Below are 20,767 nucleotides of genomic sequence, written 5' to 3'. Positions count from 1 at the left end.
GGCGGGACTCGTGCAGTGGACGGACGACAGCGGCGCAGGGTACGGCGGGGAGCCGTATGCCGACGTCGGGTACGGGTACGCCCACGGTCGCGAGGGCACCGGCGGCACCACCGCCGACACGGCCACGGCGGAGCCGGAGACCCGGACCGCCGGTGCACCACTGCTCGTTGCCGGGCCGGACCACCTCGCCAGGACGGAGTGGGACTCTCCGCACGGTGCCGTCATCACCGTGCTGCCGACGGACCTCGACGACTCCGACCGTCCCGCATCGGAGCAGGACACGCCGGAGAGCGATCCGGCGCGGCCCGTCTTCGTGGACGCCTCGGGGCGCCGCCAGCGCCGCGTGCGGCGCGCCGCACGGCTGCTGGTGATCCCCGCGGGCGTCTATGTCGCCCTGCTGGTCAGCACGTTGCTGGGTGGCCCCACCCTCAGCGCTCCGTTCGTCCCGCTTCCTGACACCACGCACCCGGCCGCACCCCGCGCGACCACCCCCGGCTCTCCCGCCGGCACAGGGCACACGGCGCGGAGCACGGTCTCCGGCGCAGGGGACGAGAACGCCCGTCCCACGACGCCGCGGACGGCCTCCGGCCAGACCGGCGGGCAGACGGCCGCGACCACCCCCGTGGCCACGTCCGCCACCACCGCGACGCCCACCGGAACCACCTCCCCGACCACGACCGCACGTCCCACCACCAGCGCCAGTGCCACCAGCACCGACGCACCCTCCGCCAAGGGGCGCGCCAAGGCCGCGTCCCACAAGCCCGTGAAGTGACCCAAGGCCCCGACGTGACCGATCCGACCGATCGCCGGCACCGCACCGCCGTGCCCCGACGCCACTCCGTGCCCCGCCTCCGCGGCCGTACCCGCCGGGTCGTCCCCCGCACCCACTGGCTGCTGCTCTGCGTGCTCGTGGTGACCCTGTCGGCAGCCCTCCTGCTGCAGGGCTACACCCACCACATGTTCGGGATCACCTCGGACGACGTGACCGGCCCCCGCGGCCGGGCCGACACGGTGCCCGGTCAGGTGGCCCACGGCGGCCCCGTGATCGCGGACGCCGCCGGCTCCCCGCACACCGCCCGCCCGAAGGCCGGCACCATCGCCCTCACTTTCGACGACGGCCCCGACCCGGTCTGGACCCCGCGCATCCTCGACGTGCTGCGCCGCAACCATGTGCACGCGACCTTCTTCGTCGTCGGCACCCAGGTCGTCGCCCACCCGGAACTGGTCCGCCGGATCGTCGCCGAGGGCCACCAGATCGGCATCCACACCTTCACCCACCCCGATCTCTCCCGCCTCGCCCCGTGGCAGCGTTCCCTGGAACTGCGCGAGACCCAGCTGGCGCTGGCCGGCGCGGCCGGCATCACCAGCTCGCTGCTCAGGCCGCCGTACTCCTCGGAGAGCGACGCGCTGGACGACGCCGACTGGTCCGTCCTCAAGCAGGCCGACTCGGCCGGGTACGTCACGGTGCTCTCCACCCTGGACGCCGAGGACTGGCAGCGCCCCGGCACCGCCCGCGTCCTCGCGAACGCGACACCGCACGGCAAGGCCGGGCAGATCGTGCTGATGCACGACGCGGGTGGTGACCGCTCGCAGACCGTCGCCGCCCTGAACACCCTGATCCCCCGGCTCAAGGCACAGGGCTTCCGGTTCACGACGGTCGGCGCCGCGGTCGGCATGGCCGGCCCCGTCCAGCCCGCCGGGCTGGGCAACCGCCTCCAGGGCATCGCCCTCATCAAGATGCTGCAGCTCGGCGACGGGACCATCCGGCTGCTCGGCATGCTGATGTACGCGGCCGGAGCGATCAGCGTGCTGCGCGCGGCGGTCGTACTGGTCGCGGCCCGCCGGCACCGCCGGCTGCGCACCGGGCGCCGGGCCAGGCCCTGGGGACCGCCGGTGACCGAACCGGTCAGCGTCATCGTCCCGGCGTACAACGAGAGCGCCGGAATCGAGGCGGCCGTACGCTCCCTGGTCGCCTCGGACCATCCGGTGGAGATCATCGTGGTGGACGACGGCTCCACCGACGGGACCGCCGACCTGGTGGAGTCCCTCGGTCTGCCGGGAGTGCGGGTGATCCGGCAGCGGAACGCGGGCAAGCCCGCCGCGCTCAACACCGGCCTGGCAGCCGCCACTTGCGACCTGGTGGTCATGGTCGACGGCGACACCGTCTTCGAACCCGACGCCGTCCGCACGATCGTGCAGCCCTTCGCCGACCCCCGCACGGGCGCCGTCTCCGGCAACGCGAAGGTCGTCAACCGTGGTGGCCTGCTGGGCCGTTGGCAGCACATCGAGTACGTCGTCGGCTTCAATCTCGACCGTCGCCTCTTCGACCTCGCCGAGTGCATGCCGACCGTGCCCGGAGCGGTCGGGGCGTTCCGGCGCCGGGCGCTGCTCGCCCTCGGCGGGGTCAGCGACGCCACCCTCGCCGAGGACACCGACCTCACCATGGCACTGTGCCGCGCCGGCTGGCGCGTGGTGTACGAGGAAGGGGCGGTTGCCTGGACCGAGGCGCCCGCATCGCTGGGCGCCCTGTGGCGGCAGCGGTACCGCTGGTGCTACGGCACCCTGCAGGCGATGTGGAAGCACCGCGGCGCGCTGGTGCAGGGCGGCGCCGCAGGCCGGCTCGGCCGCCGGGGCCTGGTCTATCTCCTCCTCTTCCAGGTCCTGCTGCCCCTGCTCGCCCCCGTGGTCGACGTCTTCGCCCTCTACGGCCTGGTCTTCCTCGACCCGCTGCGGATCACCGCCCTCTGGCTCGCCTTCCTGCTCCTGCAACTGCTGATGGGCCTGTACGCGTTCCGCCTGGACGGAGAACGCCCCGGCCCGCTGTGGAGCCTGCCGCTGCAGCAGTTCGTCTACCGCCAGTTGATGTACCTGGTGGTCATCCAGTCCGTCTTCACCGCCGTGTCGGGCTCACGGCTGCGGTGGCAGCGCATGGAGCGCTACGGCACCCTGCGGGCACCGGCAGGTGCGGAGACGTCCGACGAGGGCCGCCCTCCGCGGGTCCCCGCCTGAACCAGTGGCATCGGTGAGTCGTCGCACGTCGCACGCGTACATACCACTGAGCCTCAAGCGCCGGGCGTGGCTGCCGCTCGGCGCGGTCGTCCTGGGCGACGGGGCGTGGTGAACTACGTAGTCGCGGGCTTCGGCGGCGACGCCGGTACGGCAGCGCAGACCGAGCGGCCCGTGAAGGTGTGCGGCCTCGCGCTGCCGGCCGCCGCGGACGAGTCGCCGAGCCCCGACGCGCCGGAGTACAACACGGCAAGGTCTCTCGGCTGGAGAACGGGAAGCAGAACCCCAGCGAGGACGGCATTCGCGTCTGGTGCGTCACGACCAACAGGCGCTGGTTTCTTGCCCACGTCTGAACGCGCCCTGGGCCCGGATCCGCTGTGGATCCGGGCCCAGGACTCCGTGTCGTGGTCAGAGTCCCTGGGTGAGGAAGGCGGCGTCGGGGACCTGGACGGCCGTGGGGGCGGTGCGCGGGAGGAGGCCGAGGATCTGGGCGACGACGTACTGCGCCGACATCATGGCCCCTTCCTGCCAACCGGGCAGCGGGGATGCCTGGTCGCCGACGACGTAGAAGCGGCCGTCGCCCTCGGGCTGGAGGAGCTGCTTGTAGGCGACCTGGTGGTCAGGGTCGGCCGGGTCCCAGTCGGCCCAGCCGCCGAGCTGGTGGGGCACCTTGTGCCAGGCGATGGTTACCCCCAGCTCCTGGGGCACGGTGGTCTTCTCCTGGAACTCCCGGTGCAGCTGTGCCGCTCCGTCGCGGGCCAGGCGCAGCCGGTCGGCCGGCGTGCGTTTGCCCATGTCCTCGGCGTACTCGCCGAAGTTGTACGCCCCGGTGAGGGTGCCCGTCTCGGAGAAGTAGTCGTTGGACGGGTACCAGAACTGGGTGATGGGGTGGTCGGTCCAGCTGATGCCGCCGTAGATCTGGTTGTGGTCGTCCTCCCAGAACCGCCGGTTGGCCTGCCAGCCGACCTTGCACGTCGGCGCGAAGCCCACCGCTGCCACGGCGTCCCGGAACTCTGTGGAGAAGCCGGTCAGCGCGAGCTGCTTGAGCACCGGCAGCGGGATGTTGCTCACGCAGTAGTCCGCCGTCGTCGTCAGTTCCTGTCCACCTGAGCGGTAGGTGACGCTGACCGCGTCGCCCGCCAGATCGATCGAGGTGACCTCGGCCTTGAGTTGGACGGTCACGTCGTACTCGGAGGTGATCCGCTCGGTGAGGGCGTGGACGATCTTGTCCATGCCGCCGACCGGCTGGAACATCGTGGGCTGCCACAGGTAGTCCACCGGCTGGTAGAACCTGTGCTTCCAGAACTCCGACCGAACCAGTTCGGCGAGGGGCAGCGGGGGCGCGGGCCGGGGGAATTCGTGGACGTCGAGCGGCTCGTCGTAGCCGGAGCGGGTGGAGCCGTGGTACTCGTTCTCCTCGTCCAGGTCGCCGAACTTGCCCAGCAGGTCCCGCAGCAGCCCGGTGAACTCGTCCTCCTCGGTCAGGGTGGCGGACAGGAGCGCGGCGAGGTGGCCGCGGGTGTCGTTGGCGATCCGCCGGTTGCGCCAGGGCCGGCCGGGCGGGGTGTGTCCCTCGCGGTGCAGGACGTTCGCCGTGGTTTCCATGATGTACGGCTCCAGCGTCACCCCGAGGTCGGTGCAGTATCGGAGGACTCGGCGGTGGTGGTAGGGGATGCGTCCGGGGCCGAGGTTGAGGTACAGGCCCTGGTCGAACGCGCAGGTGTGGGTCAGCACCGGGCTGTTGCCCTCGCCGTCGAGTTCGTACAGCTTGTCCCCCTTGCGGGCGGTGCGGTTGCGGCCGCCGGTGCGGGGCTGGGGCTCCAGGACCGTGCACCGGTAGCCGAGCTTGCCCAGTTCGTAGGCGGCGGTGAGGCCGCCGACCCCCGCGCCGAGGATCAGTACCGACGGCTCCTCGCCGGCCGCCGCGCGCGGTGCGGCGGCGAAGTCGGGCGCGGTGCCTTCGCCGGAGCTCAGCGGGCCGCCGAGGCCGGACATGGCGTGGTAGAGCGACTGTGCGGAGGGGGTGGCGGACTTGCGTGTACTCATGGCTCATCTCTCGGACGGGGGTGGGGGCGGTTCCCGGCTCGCCCGGCGCCAACGGCTTGCGCTGCCGTAGCGCGGCGGCCGGCCGGCATCGGGCGGGGGCCGAGGGGTCTAGTGGAACTCGACGTCGGAGACGCTGACGAAGAACTCGCCCACGGAGCCGTGTCCGGCGTCGCCGCCACCCCAGATGTTGACGATGGCATGCCGTCCCCGCCGGGACGCCAGTGCCTCCGTCGTGTACTGCAGCTCCTGGTCGGCGTGCGTGCCACCGCCGTGGTACTCGACCATGAAGGGAGTCGGCTCCAGCACGTCCCAGGAGATGCCCTGCGCCGGGTCCCAGCCCTCCGAGGTGATGAACCACTGGTGCGTCCACTTCGGACCCATGTGGTTCTGCCTGTAGTTGTAGGTGAAGGTGTGCCGGCCGTCGACGGCCTTCAGCGTGCTGGTCGGCCAGTCACCCAGGCCGTCCCCGCCGGGCAGGTCCAGGCCCTGGAAGGCGGGATTCGCAGCCGACGCCACGTCGGTGCCCCGGAAGAACTTCCGGTACTCCAGGTACCCGCGGACCTCGTTCCACGGCGGATTGCCGACCATGCCGGGAGGTACCACTTCCTGCCAGGTGGTCGAGGTGTTCAGCGCGCGCGCTTTCTGGCAGATCGGCGCATCGTCCTCGTCGCGGATCGCCCGGATCGCCCTGCTGACCGGGAACTCCAGACTCCCGTGCCGCTCCCGGCCGCCCTCCTGACGTTCCTCGGTGCGCGCGGGGATGAACACGTTGTAGGGCTTGGACGTGGACGTGTCGACGGTGAGCTCGTCCGTGAACGGCCCCCACGAGCCGTCCGTGTGCCGGGCCCGGATCTTCACCCGGTACTCGCGGGCCGGAGCCTCACCCAGGCACACCCAGTGCCGGTTCGCCGCCTGCCAGTGCGGATACCAGCCCGCCCAGTACAGGTCCACCGTCTGTGCCAGCCGCCCGTCCAACCACACCTCGTAGTGGTGCGGGTAGCCCGACTGGCCGTTGTTCCAGTCGGGCGGCTCCGTGAGTCCCTGGTCAGGGGAGTTCTGGCCGATCTGCCAGGTGAGGGAGATGCCCTCAAGCTTGACGTGACCGTCGTCGCGGTAGGTCGCCTCCGCACGCAGGTCCGCAGGGTGGGGCTGCATCTGGGTGCTCCTCTCAGTCGCACAGAATGGGTGGTCCATCGCGACAAAACCGCACTGAACCACCCAAATATCACTACTCACTGTATTTGGGCATATGCATACCGCAAGTGCGGAGACTCGAAGGCGTAGGCGGCTGACACCAGGCAGGCATGCGAGGCGTGCGGTCTTCGGGCACGGGAGTGACACCGTCCGTGCGGCGCAGAGGCGCCCATGACGGTGGCCAGGGCTCCCAGCACCAGCCAGTGCGGTGTCCGGCAGGCGGGGTTGCGAGCGTGCTCCGAACGGCCTCCCGGACGGCTTCCGCTTTAACGAATGCCGTGGACCTGTACGAAGACCTCCTCAGGATCCGGCGCCGACAGGCGGTCGCGGTGGTTGGCGAAGCAGAGGTCGTCGTAGGTCGCCGACAACACCGGTACGGACTGGTCCTCCGTCCGGTGCGAGGTGGACACCGGGCTGGTACATGCCTGACAACCGTCGCGGCGGCGAGGCCGTCTGGTTCACCATGGGGTGCGCGATTCGATTCCGTTCCCATGCCGGCGGCGGTCGAAAAGTACAGGTGGCCGCCGTCCTCGGTGACGGCCTTGAATTCGAGCTTGTCACGTAGGGCGATGTGATGACGGTCGCGGTACAGGGAGCCCCGGCCGGTCTGTGTGCGGATCAGCGGGCGATCGAGATCGCGAACGGCGCGAATCCGCTGGACCGGATCACGTGCGGTACGAACAGGATCGCGGCCTCGGCAGCCCGCGCGGTCTCGATCCCGCCCAGGTCCGTGATCCACTCCTGGTGCCAGCCGAGGTCCGCGAGCAGCCCGCGGACGATCTGCTTGGCCTCCGGGTCCGTGCCGGAGAGGAACGCGGTCGGCGTCTGGGTGAGCGCGGCGGGCGCGGTCATCACCGAGTGAAGCATCGTGTTGAGCGTCTTGACGACGCGCGTCCCGGGGAGCGCCTCCTGGAGTTGCTCCGCGAGGCTCGAGCCCGGGTAGAGCAGGTCGGCGGGCAGTCCGTCCGGTCCGTCGACGGTGGCGTTGGAGACGTCTACGAGGATCTTGCTTCGCAGCTCCGTGCGCAGTGCGACGAGTCGCTCCAGGGAGCCGGCGCCCGGCGTGGCGTTGATGACGATCTGCGCTGTCCGGGCAGCGTCGGCGGCAGCGCCCGGCGAGCGGTCCGCCACGGTCACCTCGTGCCCGGCCCGAGTGAGGGCGGTGGCCAGGCCGCCGCCGACGCGGCCGCCGCCGAGAACGGTGATCTTGCTCATGCTGAACTGGTCCTCCTGGTCTTTCTGGTTCTCGCGAGTGGTCCGGGGTCAGCGGGAGAGCGTGGCGACCGCATCGGCGTGCACGCCGGATGCGGCGGCCAGGAAGCTCTCGCTCTCCGGGGTCCAGGGGCGGCCCTCGGCGTCGGAGATCCGTCCGCCGGCCTCCGCGACGAGCAGCGCCCCGGGAAGCAGGTCCGCGCGGGCCCCGGCGAACTGCCAGAAGGCGTCGATCCGGCCTGCGGCCACGTTCAGCAGGTGCAGGGTGGCGGGCACGGATGTCCGCACCACGAGCGCGTCGAGGAGCATCTCGGTGATCGAGGAGCCGACGCGTCGTACGACCTTCTCGTCCTCGTCCGGCCTTGCCTGGCTCGTGGCCACGATGCTCAGGCCGAGGTCCGCGGTCCGGGACACGTGCAGCGGCCGTTCGTCGAGGCGGGCGCCGGCGCCGGTGAGCGCGGTGTAGGTCTCGCCGGTCAACGGCAGGTGGACCGCGGTGAGCACCGGCTGGTTCTCGCGCACGAGAGTGGCGGTCACCGCCCACTCCGGCAGGGCGTGCAGGTGGTTGACGTTGCCTTCGGCCGGGTCCACGACCCACCATTCGCCGGCCGGCAGAGCGCCGCCCGCCAGCTCGTCCTCCACCCAGCGGGCGTCCGGGCGCAGGGCTGTGAGGCGGGGGCGCAGGATGTCGAGGGCCGTGTCGTCGTTGGCGGCGAGCGCGCGCATCAGCTCTTCGCGGCTCTGGTAGCGGACCACGTCGCCGAAGCGCTCCCGCAGCGCCGAGCCCGCCGCGCGTACGGCGATCGCGGTCTGTGCGAGCAGGTCGGCGTCGGAGGTGGCGGCTGCGGTACTACCGGTGTTCTGAATCGACTCGGGCATGGCGGTACTCCCGTCTGAGCAGGGGTGATGGAGGCCAACCGGGCGAGAACCGGGTTCTTTTGCGCCCGCATCTCGAAGGTAGGAGCGGCCATCGTTAACTTCAAGTGCATGTAAAGCACGGCTAGGATTACTCCCATGCAATTGGATCTGAATCTGCTCGCCGCGCTCGACGCTCTCCTGGAGGAAGGCAGCGTGGCCGGCGCCGCCGACCGCCTGCACGTCACCGCCCCCGCGATGAGCCGCAGCCTCGGCCGGATCCGGCGCACGACGGGGGATCAGATCCTGGTGCGCACAGGACGCACGATGACCCCGACGCCGTACGCGATCGCCGTCCGGGAACAGGTGCACGACCTGCTCCAGCAGGTCCGGGGCGTGCTGGCGCCGAGCCGTGAACTCGACCTCGCGACGCTCGAACGCACCTTCACACTCCGCTGGCACGACGCACTCGTCGCCCTCAGCGGCCCCGCGCTTCTCGCTGCCGTGTGTGAACAGGCGCCGGGTGTGCGGCTGCGCTTCATCGCGGAATCAAGCATCGACACACCCGAGTTGCGCCGCGGCGAGGTCGATCTCGCGGCGAACGCGGACCGCCCGACCGCACCCGAGATCCGCGCCGATCGGGTGGCCGAGACCCAGCAGGTCATCGTCGTACGGCGGGGACACCCGGTCACCCGTGTCAAGGCCGTCACCGCCGCGCGGTACGCCGCAGCCGAGCACATCACCGTCTCGCGGCGCGGAAGGCTCGGCAACATTCTCGACGACGCTCTCGCGCGACTGGACCTCACCCGACGTGTGGTGGCGACCGTGCCCACCGAAAGAGCCGCGTTCGAGTTCGTGCGAGGCTCCGACCTCCTCGTCACAGCCCCCGAATCCACGGCGCGTTCGGCCGCCGCGGATCTCGGCCTGGTCCTGCTCCCGCTCCCGCTCGACCTGCCGCCGGCCCCGGTGTACCTGTCATGGCATCAGCGCTATGACACCGACCCCGCGCACATCTGGCTACGCGATCTGGCACGGACCGCGTTGACCGGCGCGATGACGCGCTGAGAGGACAGCGTCGGACGGCGCGCTGACACCTGCCGACGCACCACAGAGCCGGTCCGTCATCGAGAGCTTCTGTCCCCCGGCGCCTGCGCACCAGGTGAGAGATGCCGGCGACTGAGACCGCGGAGATGGCACAGGTCACACAAAGGGCACGGTTTCTCTCTGGAGCGGGTGCCGAGAATCGAACTCGCGCTCTCAGCTCGGGAAGCGGGCCCGAGTTGCCTGGACCGAAACCCTGGCGGGTGCTCATGGTGCGGCTGTGCTGCGCCCGCGCCCACCGGTCCGGAAGACATCTCCTGTCGCTGCGGGCCGAGGCGCTTCTAAGACCGTCGCAGGAGCCCCCTCTCCATGGCCACCACCACCGCCCTCGTCCGGTCGTTCACATCGAGCTTGGCGAACAGGCGCAGCAGATGCGTCTTCACCGTGGCCTCGGCGATCACGAGGCGTCTGCCGATCTCGGCGTTGGTGAGGCCGTCGGCCACCGCGTTGAGGACGTCGGTCTCACGGTCGGTCAACGGGTCCTGGACGGGACGCCGCATCCGCGCCACGAGCTTCTCGGCGACCCGGGGAGCGAGCACCGTCTCGCCGCGTGCCGCCGCGTGGATGGCGTCGACGAGCTGCTCCCGAGTGGTGTCCTTGAGCAGGTAGCCGATGGCACCGGCCTCCACCCCGCGTTCGATGTCCGTGTCGGTGTCGTACGTCGTCAGGATCAGCACCCGGGTACGTGGATACCGGGCGACGATCTCGGTCGTCGTGGCCACCCCGTCGAGCACGGGCATCCGCAGATCGACCAGGGCGACATCGGGGTCGTACCGCTCGACGAGTTCGAGCGCCGCGCGTCCGTCGCCCGCCTCCCCGACGATCTCTATGCCGTCCTCGGCCGCGAGCAGGGCGACCACTCCGGCCCGCATCACGGTGTGATCGTCCACCACGACGATGCGCAGACCTCGTTCACTCATGTCTCCACCTCACTCGCCAGCGGGATCGTCGCCAGGATCCGTGTACCGTCGCCCACCGAACTCGTCACCGTGAGCCTCCCGCCCAGCTCCGCCAGTCGCTTGCGCATGCCGTCGAGCCCGAAGCCCGTCGACTCCCCCGCCACGAACCCGCTGCCGTCGTCGGTGATCTCCAGCTCCACTCCGTAGGGACGCCGGACCAGCACCACGCCCACCGTGGACGCGCGGGCGTGTTTGCGCACGTTGGCCAGGGACTCCTGGGTGCAGCGCAGCAGCGCGATCCGGGTCTGCTGGTCGCACTCCAGGTCTGCCAGGTCGGCATCCACGGCGAGCCCGGTGTCCTCCGCGAAGCGGTCCAGAGTGCGGCGCAGCGTCTGCGCCACCGTACCGGCCGCCGCCCGGCCCGGACCCGGCTGCCTCGCCGAGCCCACCAACTCCCGGGCCTCGGCGAGGTTTTCACGAGCGGTGGATTCGATCGACCACAGTTGCCGGGCACTGCGCGCCGGATCGTCGGACATGCCCGCCCGTGCCGCCTCCGCGAGGACGATGATCGAAGCGAAGCCCTGCGCGAGCGTGTCGTGGATGTCCCGTGCGATGCGTTCCCGTTCGTCCGCCGCGCCCTGCCGCTGGTGAGCCTCGGACAGCTGCGCCTCCGTCCGCTCCAACTCCTCGATCAGCCGCGCCCGTTCACTGCTCTGCGCGACGACCGAGTGCGCCCACAGGCCGATCAGCACACCCACCGCGACCACGATCAGGGTGGACACCAGCGTCTCGCCGAAGAACTCCGCCGACCAGCCCTGCCGGACCAGGGCCCCGGTCAGCGTGACACCGGTGGCCGCTCCGAGGAACCCCATGGAAGTCCTCGGAGTCCGCCCGAACATCCAGTAGTGCGGCAGCGTCACCATGAACAGCGCCGCATAGCTGCTGCCCAGATACGCCAGCCCGCCGAGTGCGAGCACCAGCACCGAGAGATAGACCTGCGGACGTACGACGGGATTCCCCGGGAAGCGGTCGAGAACCGCGTAGCACAGCACCACGCTGCCGAGCAGCGCGAGCGCCTGGTACTTGCTCCCGCCGGACGGAGCCGTCGTCACCAGCCCGACGGCCATCGCACCGAAGAGCGCCCAGCACACCGTGTTCCACCGGCGCAGCGACGTGGCCCAGAAGGCGTCGGCCAAGGGGTCGGCGAGAGCGGTCATACCGATCAACGTACGTCGACCACCAGTTCCCCGTCGGCGATTTGAGCCGCCGCCCCCTTACGCCCTGCCGCCCGCGAGGGCCACCAGCTCGCCTCGCCGAGCAGCAGCATCGCCGACGGCAGGACCATGATCCGGACGACGAAGGCGTCGAGCAGCACGGCCGCCGCGAGGACGAAACCGATCTGCTTCATCTCGATGATGTGCAGGAAGACGAAACTCGAGAACACCGTCGTCATCACCACCGCGGCGCTCGTCACCACGCTCGCCGACCTGCGGATTCCGTCGAGCACGGCCTGCCGGGTGGACACGCCCGCGAGCACGGCCTCCCTGATCCGGCTCACCACGAACACCTGGTAGTCCATCGAGAGCCCGAAGAGGATCACGAAGAGGAACAGCGGTACGCGCGAGCCGATGGAACCAGTGGAGTGGAAGTCCAGCAGCCCTTCGGCCCAGGTCCCCTGGAAGACCAGGACCAGCAGTCCGAGCGCCGCCGCCGCGGACAGCAGATTCAGTACGACACCGATCAGACCCAGGACCACGGAGCGGAACGCGTACGCGGTCATCGCGAAGGTGACCAGCAGCAACGCCCCGAGGACCAGGGGGAGTTTGCTGTTCTGGTGAGCGGGATAGTCCACGTACCGGGCCACGTCCCCGCTCACTGCGTACTCCGCCCTGTCGATCCGCCCGACGGTCTCGGGCAGGTAGTCGTCCCGCAGGTGGTCGAGGGACTCGTACGCCTGCTCGGAGTTGCCCAGGTAAGGCACCTTCAGTTCGAGCACGCTGATCCGGTGGTCGGTCGACGTCCGGATGCCCGAGGCGCCGGCGAACAGCGGGTCGGCGTCGGCGCGCCGGGCCAGCTCGCGCAGTGCCCGGGTGACCTCGGCGGCGCGCGCGGCGTCGGCGCGTACGACGACCTGGTGCGTGACCCGCTGCTCCGGGAACGCCTCGTTGAGGCGGTCGTACACCCGCATGGCGGGGATGTCACGGGAGTGCGTGTCCCGGCTCATCTCCGTGATCTTCAAGCCTGCCAGCGGGGTCACGAGCGCGAGCAGGGCGAGCACCGAGACGCACAGCGTGGCCAGGGGGTGCCTGCTCGCCGGCCGCAGCAGCGCGGCCCACACCCGGCCGCCGTCGTCGTCCCGGGTCCGGCGCGCCGGCTTGCCGCGTTCGGCCCGGCGCCGGGCCCTGCGCTCGGCCCGCTGTCCGAGCTTGACCAGCAACGCCGGCAGCGCCGTCAGGGAACTGGCCACCGCGACCAGGACGACCACGATGGTGCCGGTGGCCAGTGAGGAGAAGATGACGTCGGAGGCGAGATACAGCGTCGCGGTGGAGGCCACGACCGCGAGTCCGGAGATCACGACCGCCCGCCCCGAGGTCGCCGCGGCCAGCTCCACCAGCGCCTCGGAGCTCAGCCGGCCACCCGAGCGGGCCCGCTCCTCGCGCTCCCGCTTGAGATAGAAGAGCGTGTAGTCGACGCCGACGGCGAGGCCGATCATCAGGATGACGTTCGTGCCGACCCCGGCGTCCGGGGACAGGTGCGAGGCCACCATCGACAGCCCGACGGCCGCCGCGATCGACGACAGGGCCAGCAGCAGCGGCACCCCCGCCATGGTCACCGACCCGAAGACGACCAACAGGGTGACCAGGGTGATGGGCAGCGTGATCTCCTCCGACAGCGCCAGGTCGTCGCCGCGCTGCTGGTCGACTCCCTTGCTGATGGAGGGACTCCCGGTTTCCTGCAGCAGCAGCCCGGGATGCGCCTTCCCCACAGCCTCGGTCTGCGCGAGCAGCGCGTCGACCTTGTCCTTCGCGTCCCGTTCCTCGCCCTTGAGGGCCACCTCGACCATGAGGATCCGGCGATCCCCGGACAACAGCGGGTCGGCCACGCCCGCCACCTCGGGCAGCCGCTTCATCCGGGCGGTCAGGTCCTGCGCGGCAGCCTCGGCCGCGGCCCGGTCGAGGGGGCCCGACCTGGCGGAGATCAGCACCTGCTCGGTGGACCTGCGTTCCAGATGGCCCTGGGCGGCCATCGCCTCCGCCCGGCCGGCCTCGCCGACCCGGTAGTCGGCCGTAGTAGCGCTGTGCGTGCCGACGGCACTGCCGACCGCCAGGCACAACACCACGAACACGAGCCAGCCGACGATGGCCCGCCAGGGGTGCCGGGCGCTCCAGCGCGCCATGCGAACGGTGAGTGATTTCATGCCCAAAAGCCTTGCTGCCCTGGGTAGTTGGCAGACAGAGGTACCCGGTTGAACTTCGCATCCACCGATCGGTGGACACAGACCGGGAAAGGCTCCCGCGAGCCAGGCCCCTCGCACGGCTTCAGGAGTCCACACAACCCCTGATGATCACGCGTTGGCCGTTCTCATACTTACCCGGGCCCAGCGCAAAATCGCGAGGGCCGACCGGATGGGGTCACCTGTCCCAACAGTCGCGCCGCAACTTGCCCTCCCTGTCGGCCGGATCGGGGCATTGCAGTCGTGATCGGCGGGAGGGACCATCAGTGCCTGCTCAGCTGATGACGGAGCGGAAGAAGAGCACGGCCACGGCGGCGGAGCCGCAACCGGTGTGGTGCGGTGCGATGACCGCCATCCAGGAATCAGGCCCCGGAGCGGCCAAGATCGGGTAAAAGACGCTCGCGCAACTGTTCGCCTTCCCGAAGCTGATCTAGCCTCAGTTCAGCTCCAGCGGACAGCTGACTGGATGTGACAGGCTGTGCGCGACGGCGACCATGCGCCCTCACCGGCCAGGGGGGAGCGCACCCGATGCGCCGCGGACGACCACTCGTGACACCCGCCGTTTTGGCGGTCCTGGTCAGCGGCCTCGGCGCCGGCACTGCTCACGCGGATACCGGTACCGCGCTGTACGTCGACAACGTCGCCGCCAACTGCAGCGACACCGGCCCCGGCTCGCAGGCGGAGCCCTTCTGCCAGATCCAGCCGGCCGCGCAGGCCGCGACTGCGGGCGACATCGTTCACATCACCGGCAACAACACCGTCTACGCCCCGGTGACCATATCGAGCAAGGGCACGGCAGACGCGCCCGTCAGATTCTTCGCCGTAGCCGGCAACGGAACAGCCGTCACGGTGGCAGGCGGGCAGACGACGGGGATCACCTTCTCGGGCGCCCAGTACGTCGACCTGGCCGGGATCCATGCCTCGGCGAGCGGAGCCACCGCCCTGGCCTTCGCGGACTCACAGCACATCACCTACCGCCTCGCGACCGTCGGAACCGGCCTCCACACGGCGGCGACCATCCCGGCGATCACGGTCGACGGTTCCTCCTCCGGGATCGCGCTCACCCGGGACCTGGTCTTCCAGTCGGGCGGGCCGGTCTTCGCCAGTTCGGCCGGAGCACAGGACGTCACGCTCTCCGACGACCGCTTCAGCGGGAACGTACATGGCGGCGTCACGGCCGTGGGCACCACGGGTATCCACCTCGCCGGCGACACCATCTCGACGGTGTGCGGGAACGCGATCAGCCTGACCGGCGGCAGCTCCGGATCGGTCGAGAACACCGTCGTGATGCCCGGCACGACCACCACCTGCTCCGACACCGGCACACCGGCCGAGATCACGGTGGACGCCGCCTCCGCCGCGCAGGTCACCGAGGACTACAACGCGGTCAACCCGCTGTCGACCGGCACCAACTACGACTGGGCCGGCACCGCGTACGCAACCAGCCGGGCCCTGCGGACCGGCACCGGGCAGGGTGTCCACGACCTCGACCAGACGGACCTGACCATCCCCGTGACGGAGTGGCTGACGGAGCACTCCCCGCTCATCGACTCGGGGGACGCCAACGCCCCCGGAGAACTCTCCACGGACTACTACGGCAAACCCAGGGTCAACGACCCTCTGGTCGCGGACACCGGCACGGGTGACAGCTCGTACGACCGGGGTGCCATGGAGTTCCAGGACCCGTTCACAGTGAGCGGGATCGCCATGTCGCCGCGGGCCGCCTACGTCGGAGTGGCCACCACCTTCACCGCCAAGGTGAACAACCCCTGGTCGGACTCGCTGGACGGCGCGAGTTACGCGTTCGACTTCGGCGACGGCACCACGACCACATCGTCCACCGGCTCCGCGACACACACGTACACGCAGGACTCCGGGAACGGCTACGTCCAAGCCGCGGTGACGGTGGACAGAGCCGACGGCACCCGGCTGGGCACGAGCGGGTTCATCACGTTCGGGGTCACCCAGCCCCCCGGGCCCGACGCGGGCCTCGTCTGCGCTCAGGACCCGTCCGAACCCCGCACCGCGAGCTGCGCGTTCACCGCCACCGGCTACTACCGGATGACCAGCGACCGGATCACCTTCGGCGACGGCTCGGCGGCCGTCACAGTCACCGGCTCCAGCGGCTCCACCACTCACGCCTACGCCACCGCCGGCACATACACCGTCACCCAGCACATCACCGACTCCGACGGGCGCACCGCCACGGCGACCACCAAGGCGACGGTCGGCCCCTCCTACATGGTCACGAGCCCGAAGCGCATCCTGGACACCCGCCACGGCACGGGCGCACCCCAGCGGCCGGTCGGTCCCGGCAGGGTAGTGCGCCTGAAGGTCCTCGGCGCGGGCGGCATTCCGACTTCCGGGGTGACCGCGGTGACCATGAACGTCACCGACGCCGACGCCACCGCGAGCAGCTACGTCACGGTGTACCCGGACGGCACCAGTCGCCCGACCGCCTCCAACCTCAACTTCACCGCCGGACGGGTCAACCCGAACCTGGTCACGGTCCGGGTCGGCAGCGACGGCTACGTCGACCTCTACAACGCTCACGGCGACGTCGACCTCATTGCCGACGTGGAGGGCTACTTCACCAGCGTGCCCAGGACCGGCGCGCACCTGAGCGGTCTGTACCCCCTCACCACACCCGAGCGGGACCTGGACACCCGCAACGGCACCGGCGTCCCCAAGGGCAAGGTCGCGCCGGGCAGCACCACGACCGTCACCCTGCGCCCCGGGAGTTCTTCCGCGGTGGCCGGCGTCCTCGACATCACCGCGACGGGAGGCACCACCAGCGGCGTGGTCACCGTCTACTGCGGAAGCCGCCCGAGTACATCGAACCTGAACTACAGCGCCGGGCAGACCGTCTCCAACCTGGTGGTCACGCCCGTCTGCAACGGCAAGATCGAGATCTACAACAGCGGCGGTCATGTCAACCTGATCGCGGACCTCCAGAGCCTCTACACCACAGGCGGAGGCCCGTTCGTACCGACCAGTCCCACCCGCTTCCTCGACACACGCAACGGCACGGGTGCCCCTGCCGAGCCGCTGGGTGCGGACGGCACACTCACTGTGAAGGTCGCTGGTGTCGACGGCGTCCCGGCCGACGCCGGCGCGGTGCTGGTCAACCTCACGGGTGTCGCGCCGACCACCGCCACGCACCTGACGGCCTACGGCGACGGCAGCCTGCCGAATGTCTACAACGACAGCCTGGCTGCCGGAGAGACCCGCCCTGTCCTGGCCGTGCTTCCGGTCGGCGCAGACGGCTGCATCCGCATCAACAACGCTCAGGGAGCCGTCAACGTCATCGCCGACCTGGAGGGATACTCCGGCTGACCGGCTCCGGTCCCGCGAGCCGGCCACCAGCACCCCATCCCGGACAGGGGTGCACGCTTTCAACTGTGGTGGTGGGGTGTTGAGGTCCGTGCAGGGGCATTCACCTGCGCCAGGAGCGCAGGCCCGGCCGGGGGCCGGGCCTGCGCTCCTGGCAGCGGAGCGAGCCGCCTTGAGCGGGTGACGAGAATCGAACTCGCGCTCTCAGCTTGGGAAGCGATGGCGCTTGTGTGGCCGTGCAGGCTCTGACCTGGGGATACATCAACTTCAGCGTGGCTTCGAGAGCTGGCTTCGCCCCGCTGTTCACCGTGGTTGTCCGGTCTTATGGGCACGCTGTGGGCACGAACCCACGCGGGGATTCTGTGCGGGGGCTCGACTGCTCCGTCGCGGTGCTGCGCCTGCGGGTGCGGGATGTCCCCCGACACGTCGGATTGCGTATGCGGACTCCTTGGCAGCGTAGGCGGCCCGAGGACGGTGGGGCCCGATGGGCGGTCGCGTTGGGCCGGGTGGAGTGGCCCGGCCCGGTGCGGAGGCAATGAAGATCCTTCTGCGCCGCGTTCCTCGAACGCCACGCCTTTGCAGAGTTCCCGCCCACTCGGGCGGGCCATGACGCGGACGCCTCGGCACCAAGGGCCGACCCTCACGCTTCCCGGTGTGCAAGGGCCGCGAAAGCCGCCGTTGGCGTGCGTCCGTCCCTCCCCTGGTTCGGGAAATGTGACGCTTGATCGTTCGGGTGCGCTGGTATTCCAGGGCCCTCCGGTGACGGCTGTGCCCTGCGATGGCTGATGACAACTACAACGGGGCTTGCGGGTGGGGCATGAGAACTGAACACAGCGTTCGGCGCGGTCGGCGTCGAGCTGGTCCGAAGAAGCGGACGTGGGTGGCGTGGGGGGCGGTCGTCGCCGGTGGCGGCGTGGCTGTGGCGACCGTCGCCATGGCCGGCTCACCAGGCCATGGAGCGCCGGCCGGACAGGGGCCGATCAAGACGCATGTCCACTCGCTGTCCCTGACCGGAGCCGGTGCGTCGCTCAAGACGCTGGGGGCCCGGTCCACGGCTCCGTTCAGCATGGTCGGTGTCACCTGGAACGGCGCGCACGCCAAGCTGCGCGGCACGGTGGAGGTGCGGACCCGTTCCGCCGCCGACGGCCACTGGACCCAGTGGCTGAAGATGCAGCAGCCGGACGAGCTCCCCGACGCCGCTGAGCTGAACCGTCCCGGTGTGCGCGGCGGGATGTCCCCGATGTGGTCGGGGCCGTCGAACGGAATCCAGGTCCGCGCGACCGGCACGGGCAGGACGACCGCGTTGCCCGCCGGGCTGCGGGTGGACCTGGTCGATCCGGGCAAGCCCGCCACCGGCACGACACAGGACTCCGGCATGGGTCTGGCGGACTACGCCATGGATGCGACGGCCACCGACAGCGCCTCCCCGGCGGCCACCGACACCACCTCGCCGACGGGCAGCTCCGCCCCGACCGACACCGCGACGGCCACCACGGGCACCGGCGCCTCGGACACCCCGACCGCGACGGACTCCGCGTCGCCCACGGACACCTCCACGGCCACGGGCTCCACCTCCGCCACCCCGTCCACCGGGACCTCCGCCTCGACCTCGCCGAGTGCGTCCCCGAGCGCATCCCCGACGACCTGGCCCAGCCAGCTTCCGACGACGTCCGAGGCGTACCCGTCCTGCACGACCTCCTCGGCCGGCTCGTCCGCGTCGGCGTCGCCGACCCCGCCCGACCCGATGCCGGCCGCGACCGTCTCGACGGTGGCGCCGCCCACCGTGGTGACCCGGGCCGGCTGGGGCGCGGACGAGTGCGCGCGGGAATCGGGTTACCCGTCGTACGGCTCGGCGGCGAAGGTGATGTTCGTCCACCACACGGACACCACCAACGACTACTCCTGCGCCGACTCCCCGGCGATCGTGCGCGGCATCTACGCCGAGCACCTCAACCAGGGCTGGCGCGACCTGGGGTACAACTTCCTCGTCGACAAGTGCGGCACCATCTTCGAGGGCCGCTTCGGTGGAATGGCGCTACCCGTCGTCGGCGCCCAGACCTACGGGTTCAACACCAACAGCATGGGCGTGGCCGCCATCGGCACGTACACCGACCTCAGCGGCGGCGACTCCACGGCCAGCTCCTTCACCGGGGCCGCGCCGAGCCAGGCGATGCTGGGCTCCATCGCCCGCATCGCGGCCTGGAAGTTCGGCATGATCGGCGTGAACCCGGGCACCGGCACCGCGTCCCTGCCCGAGGGCGCCTCCGACAGCTACGGCTTCACCCTGGGCAAGAGCTACAGCTTCAACGCGATCTCCGGGCACCGCAACGGCTTCGCCACCGACTGCCCCGGCAACCAGCTCTACAACGCCCTGAGCACGATCCGCTCCTACGCGGCCGGCCCGGTCGGCGCGGTCTCCGTCACCGGGATGTCCGGCGGGGCGGCCAAGTCCGGGACGAACTACTACACCAAGGGCGCGGCCACGGTGAGCTGGACGACCACCACGCCGTCCGCGGTGATCTCCGGCTTCGACGTCCTGGTCGACGGCAAGGCCGTGGCCCACGCCTCCGGCTCCGCCCGCTCCGCCTCGGTCTCGGTCGCCTCCGGCAGCCACACCGTCCAGGTGCGCGCCTCCCACGTTCGAGGGGCGACCACGCTGTCCGGCTCGGTCACCCTGTTCGGCGACACCACCGCGCCCACGTTCCCGACCGCTCCCGGCGTGCGGGTGCGCACCGGCACGGTGAACTCCACCTCTGTTCCGGTCACGGTGACCTGGAAGGCCGCCGACAACGCGGCGCTCGCCAAAGTCATGGCGACCTCGCCGTCCTCGGCCACCTTCGGCCCGACGGCGACCTCCTGGTCGACCAGCGCCAAGCCCGGCACGTCGAACCTGTTCGCCCTGAAGGCGTACGACGTGGCCGGCAACGCCACCGGCGCCTCCGTCCACCGGACGCCGAACATCATCCAGGAGACCTCCACCACCCGGACCGGCACCTGGACGCACAAGAGCAGCACCAGCTACCTGGGCGGGTACTCCTACAGTTCCTCGTCCGCCGGGGCCTCGATCAGCTGGACCTTCACCGGACGCTCGGTGGCCTGGATCGTCTCGCGGGCCTCCACCTCGGGCCAGGCGTACATCTACGTCGACGGCATCAAGGTCACCACGGTGGACCTGAAGTCCTCCACCACCCTCTACCGCCAGGCGATCTGGACCAAGTCCTGGTCGACCTCCGCCAAGCACACGCTGAAGATCGTCGTGGTCGGCACCGCGGGCCGCCCGACCGTCACCACCGACGGCATCGCGACCATCGGCTGAATCGTCGGCCGCACCTCACGAAGGAGCCCTCTGCCCCACGGGAAGTCCGTGGGGCAGAGGGCTCCTTCGGGCACATCCCGCAGGCTCGGCCCCTCTCCCCCGTGCCAGGCCCTGTCCCTGCTCGCAGCCCTCCGCCTCCTCTCAGGCGAGGTACGGCGGGCCGCCGACCAGCTCCTCGGGCGTCGCGCGGCGGCCAAGCTGCCGCGTACCGAGGAGGCGGCGGACGCCGAGCGCCAGACACAACAACAAGGCCCAGGTCTTTGCCCAGGGCCTCAGTCATGGAGCGGGTGACGAGAATCGAACTCGCGCTCTCAGCTTGGGAAGCGACGGTGCTTGGTCAGGCTCCGTGGC

At 70.5% G+C, this 20,767-nt stretch carries 13 protein-coding genes; 5 read left to right on the top strand and 8 right to left on the bottom strand.

The window, feature by feature from the left end; all coding sequences use genetic code 11:
- Positions 1 to 10: 10 nt before the first annotated feature.
- Both ABT137_RS44895 and ABT137_RS44890 read left to right on the top strand, forming a co-directional pair.
- Positions 11 to 772: a hypothetical protein gene (locus ABT137_RS44895; RefSeq protein WP_351718394.1), complete on the top strand. Its 762-nt coding sequence runs from the start codon at positions 11 to 13 to the stop codon at positions 770 to 772.
- Between the two features lie 14 nt (positions 773 to 786).
- Entirely contained in the window at positions 787 to 3,009 is a 2,223-nt protein-coding gene (locus ABT137_RS44890) for a bifunctional polysaccharide deacetylase/glycosyltransferase family 2 protein (RefSeq protein ID WP_351718392.1), read from the top strand.
- A gap of 405 nt (positions 3,010 to 3,414) precedes the next feature.
- On the opposite strand, the gene ABT137_RS44885 is transcribed toward ABT137_RS44890, so the two are convergent.
- The 5 genes from ABT137_RS44885 to ABT137_RS44865 form a co-directional block, all read right to left on the bottom strand.
- On the bottom strand, positions 3,415 to 5,052 hold the full coding sequence (locus ABT137_RS44885) for a flavin monoamine oxidase family protein (RefSeq protein WP_351718389.1): 1,638 nt from the start codon (positions 5,050 to 5,052) through the stop codon (positions 3,415 to 3,417).
- A gap of 108 nt (positions 5,053 to 5,160) precedes the next feature.
- On the bottom strand, positions 5,161 to 6,207 hold the full coding sequence (locus tag ABT137_RS44880) for a lytic polysaccharide monooxygenase auxiliary activity family 9 protein (protein WP_351718386.1): 1,047 nt from the start codon (positions 6,205 to 6,207) through the stop codon (positions 5,161 to 5,163).
- Positions 6,208 to 6,512: 305 nt separating this feature from the next.
- Positions 6,513 to 6,656 (bottom strand): hypothetical protein, encoded by a 144-nt coding sequence (locus ABT137_RS44875; RefSeq protein ID WP_351718384.1) that lies wholly within the window; start codon positions 6,654 to 6,656, stop codon positions 6,513 to 6,515.
- A 208-nt stretch (positions 6,657 to 6,864) separates the two neighbouring features.
- Entirely contained in the window at positions 6,865 to 7,461 is a 597-nt protein-coding gene (locus ABT137_RS44870; RefSeq protein ID WP_351718381.1) for an NADPH-dependent F420 reductase, read from the bottom strand.
- Positions 7,462 to 7,509: 48 nt separating this feature from the next.
- A complete protein-coding gene (locus tag ABT137_RS44865; protein WP_351718379.1) occupies positions 7,510 to 8,337 on the bottom strand; it encodes an inositol monophosphatase family protein in 828 nt (275 codons plus the stop codon).
- Positions 8,338 to 8,472: 135 nt separating this feature from the next.
- On the opposite strand from ABT137_RS44865, the gene ABT137_RS44860 reads away from it, so the two are divergent.
- On the top strand, positions 8,473 to 9,378 hold the full coding sequence (locus ABT137_RS44860) for a LysR family transcriptional regulator (RefSeq protein ID WP_351718377.1): 906 nt from the start codon (positions 8,473 to 8,475) through the stop codon (positions 9,376 to 9,378).
- 317 nt (positions 9,379 to 9,695) lie between these two features.
- Here the strand turns inward: ABT137_RS44860 and ABT137_RS44855 are convergent, their stop codons facing one another.
- The 3 genes from ABT137_RS44855 to ABT137_RS44845 are packed head-to-tail and all read right to left on the bottom strand — an operon-like array spanning position 9,696 to position 13,731.
- A complete protein-coding gene (locus tag ABT137_RS44855) occupies positions 9,696 to 10,334 on the bottom strand; it encodes a response regulator (protein ID WP_351718374.1) in 639 nt (212 codons plus the stop codon).
- Positions 10,331 to 11,530 carry a sensor histidine kinase gene (locus ABT137_RS44850; protein ID WP_351718371.1) on the bottom strand — a complete coding sequence of 400 codons (1,200 nt, stop codon included), beginning with the start codon at positions 11,528 to 11,530 and terminating at the stop codon, positions 10,331 to 10,333. Before ABT137_RS44850 ends, ABT137_RS44855 begins: the two co-directional genes overlap by 4 nt.
- 5 nt (positions 11,531 to 11,535) lie before the next feature.
- The gene (locus ABT137_RS44845; RefSeq protein WP_351718368.1) at positions 11,536 to 13,731 is read right to left on the bottom strand and encodes an MMPL family transporter; all 2,196 of its coding nucleotides are present in this window, start codon (positions 13,729 to 13,731) and stop codon (positions 11,536 to 11,538) included.
- 585 nt (positions 13,732 to 14,316) lie between these two features.
- Here ABT137_RS44845 and ABT137_RS44840 point away from each other — a divergent pair.
- Together ABT137_RS44840 and ABT137_RS44835 are read left to right on the top strand one after the other, a co-directional pair.
- A complete protein-coding gene (locus ABT137_RS44840; protein ID WP_351718367.1) occupies positions 14,317 to 17,103 on the top strand; it encodes a PKD domain-containing protein in 2,787 nt (928 codons plus the stop codon).
- A gap of 877 nt (positions 17,104 to 17,980) precedes the next feature.
- Positions 17,981 to 20,416 carry an N-acetylmuramoyl-L-alanine amidase gene (locus ABT137_RS44835; RefSeq protein WP_351718364.1) on the top strand — a complete coding sequence of 812 codons (2,436 nt, stop codon included), beginning with the start codon at positions 17,981 to 17,983 and terminating at the stop codon, positions 20,414 to 20,416.
- The last annotated feature ends 351 nt before the right edge of the window (positions 20,417 to 20,767 follow it).

The sequence above is a fragment of the Streptomyces sp. NPDC001980 genome (genome assembly GCF_040296885.1).
In the GTDB taxonomy this organism is placed as follows: Bacteria; Actinomycetota; Actinomycetes; order Streptomycetales; family Streptomycetaceae; genus Streptomyces.
This window is presented reverse-complemented; position numbering and strand designations above follow the sequence as displayed.